This is a genomic window from Nocardia sp. NPDC004722, from assembly GCF_053601505.1.
This window is the reverse complement of the sequence record NZ_JBSGBY010000834.1, coordinates 1-2,908: the sequence shown is the minus strand read 5'-3', so window position 1 is coordinate 2,908 and position 2,908 is coordinate 1. Positions and strand designations below refer to the sequence as shown.

1 protein-coding gene and 1 pseudogene are annotated in these 2,908 nt (G+C 70.2%); both read left to right on the top strand.

Annotated elements, in window-relative coordinates; translation table 11 throughout:
- Positions 1 to 94: pseudogene (locus ACWELQ_RS42690) on the top strand (CPBP family intramembrane glutamate endopeptidase); the annotation flags it as partial.
- Between the two features lie 71 nt (positions 95 to 165).
- Positions 166 to 2,838: an AAA family ATPase gene (locus ACWELQ_RS42685; protein ID WP_452402678.1), complete on the top strand. Its 2,673-nt coding sequence runs from the start codon at positions 166 to 168 to the stop codon at positions 2,836 to 2,838.
- Positions 2,839 to 2,908 lie beyond the last annotated feature (70 nt).

The window sequence follows — 2,908 nt, the reverse complement described above, 5'->3', positions numbered from 1 at the left end:
CCGGCTGCGGGCCCTGGGCTGGAGCGAGAACCGGTCGCTGCTGGCCTCGGCTCTGCTGCGCGGCAGCTACCACCTCTACCAAGGTCTGGGCGGCCGGGCACGGCACACGAATTCGGTGATCGGCTGCGCAATATCCAGTTCGTCGCGGGGCTCGCGGTCGACTCCATGGCGCTGCCCGCCGCGGACACGGCCGGTGCGGTCGCGCCGCCCGTGCCCGTCGCGGCGGCCGCCCTCGCACCGGCGATGGCCGCGACACCCTCCACCCGCTACCGGCCGCCGAGTTCGCAGCGGCAGCCCGTGCAGCGGCGTCGACTGCTCGACCGGCTGGCCACCGGACCCGTCCGGCGACTGGTGCTGATCCACGGACCGGCCGGATTCGGCAAGAGCACGCTCGCCTCCGAATGGGTGAACATGCTTGCCGCACAGGGTGTTCGGGTCGCCTGGCTGAGCGTGGACGACGATGACGACAATGTCGTCTGGTTCCTGTCGCACGTGGTGGCGGCCATCCGGCACGCCCACCCGGCGATCACCGCCGATCTGGAACGACTGCTGGAAGAGCACGCGAGTGATGCCGCGCGGCGGGTCATGACCACCCTCATCGACGAGATCCACCGCGTCGGTGAGCCGGTCGCGCTGGTCATCGACGACTGGCACCGAGTCACGGGCGCGGCCACCATCGCGGCGATGGAATACCTCCTCGACCACGGCTGCCATCACCTGCGATTGATCGTCACCAGCCGCAATCGCACCGGACTTCCGCTGGGGCGCATGCGGGTTCGCGACGACCTCGACGAGATCGACGAGACCGCACTGCGCTTCGACGACGCCGAGACCGCCGAATTCCTCGCCGACAACAGTGGGCTGAAACTCGACGCGGCGGAGGTCGAGCGGCTGCGGGCCTCGACCGAAGGCTGGGCGGCCGCACTGCAACTGGCCTCGATGTCGCTGCGTGACCGCGAGGATCCCGGCGCGTACATCGACCAGATCTCCGGACGCCACTACGCCATCGGCGAATACCTGATGGAGAACGTCGTCGACACCCTCGAACCCGAACTGCTCGAATTCGTCATGCGGACCTCGGTCGCCGAACGCGTCAACGGTGATCTCGCCGAGGCGCTCACCGGGGTGAGCCACGGACAGGACATGCTCGAACAGGTGCGGCAGCGAGATCTGTTCCTGCGCAGCATCGATGACGATCTGCGCTGGTTCCGCTACCACACGCTGTTCGCCGAATTCCTGCGCGACCGCCTCATCCGGCTGCATCCGGGACTGCTCGAGGAACTGCACGTGACCGCCGCGAACTGGTTCGCCGACCACGACATGCTCACCGAGGCAGTCGATCATCTGCTCGCCGCGGGCGAACCCCAGCGGGCCGTCGACCTGGTGGTCGAGAGCGGCGAACGGTTGATGGAACAGTCCCGAATGGGGACGCTGCTCGGCCTGGACGCCAAACTGCCCGGCTCGCTGGCGCTTTCGAACCCGCGACTGCAACTGCAACTGGCGTGGGCGAACGTCGCGCTGCAGCGGTCGCCCGCCGCCGCGACCGCCCTGGACCGCGCCGACGCCGCGCTCGCCGCGCGTCGCGCAGGGGGAGAAGGTGCCGGGGGGAACACTCTCGCCGGGGACGGAGTCAGCCAGAGCGGTGTCGAGGGCGGGAACAGCGGTGAGGGGGACGGCATCAGCAGGAGCGGCCCCGGCCTGGATGATCCGGACGGCCGGGAACTGGCCGCGCTGGAACTCGAGGCGAAGCTGGTGCGGACCGCGCTCGGGTTCGCGACCGATCAGACGATGCGGCTCGCACCGGAACTGGTGCGGGCCCGGGACTCGGTGCGGCCCTTCATGGCTCACGGCCTGGCGGTGGGCGCGATGATCTCGGCGCTGTACCGCTTCGACTTCGAGGAGGTGCACAGCTGGCAGCGCTGGATCGAACCGTTCCGCGACCGGGTGCGCGGGCCGTTCGGGGCGATCTACTGCGACTGCATCGACGGCAGCGCGGCCTACGAACAGCTCGACATCGCCCGCGCCGAAACCCGATTCCGCACCGCACTGGGCGGGGCGCTGCCCACCGGCGGGCAATCCCAGGCCACCCGGCTGGCCAGCGCACTGCTCGGCGAATTGCTGTACGAGAAGGGACAATTCATCGAGGCCGAGGAACTGCTCGCCAGCGGGTTCGGCGTCGAGGGCGGCGCGGTCGAATTCCTGATGGCCAGCTACGGGATCGGCGCCCGCCTGGCCGCCGTGCGCGGCGACTTCGACACCGTGCACGAGCGCCTGGGCGAGGGCGCAAAGCTCGCCACGAACCTGCACCTGCCGCGGCTGGCGGCCCGAATCGTCAACGAACGCATCCGTTTGGGCCTGTCCATCACCGACAGCGACCGCCGCGACCTCGTCTACCTCGAGCCCTACTCGGCCCACCCCGACGCCCCGTCCGCGGTGGCCGCGGAACTGGCCCAGGATTCCGCGATCCGGCTACGGCTGCGCGAGGGGACCGACGTGGAGGCCGCGTGCGAGCGGGCCTGGCGGCTCGCGGAAGTCATCGCCAACCAGCCGCGCCCACGCGCACTGCTGAACGCGGAACTCCTGTACGGCACTTGCCTGTCGGCCTCCGGCCGGGTCGCGGAGGCCACCGTCTTCCTCGCGCCCACCCTCACCCGATGCGCCGAACAGGGTCTGGTCCGGCTGGTCGTCGACGCGGGCCGGCCACTGCATCCGGTGATCGAAACCCTGTACGGCGCAACACCGGCCGATCAGCACCTGATCCGGGTGTTCTTCCGGCAGGTGCTCACCGAGTTCGAAGGCGCGCCACCCAGCCGCAGCGTGCGGCCCGAGAGCGGCTGACCTCCGGGCTAGACCGGGCGCAGGTTGATCACCTTGCGCAGCCGGGCGCGGTCGCGTTCCAGCTTGCGGG

What these genes read in the sequence shown, in the direction of transcription:
- ACWELQ_RS42685 (WP_452402678.1), top strand. Translation starts at nt 166, where the DNA reads ATGGCGCTGCCCGCCGCGGACACGGCCGGTGCGGTCGCGCCGCCCGTG.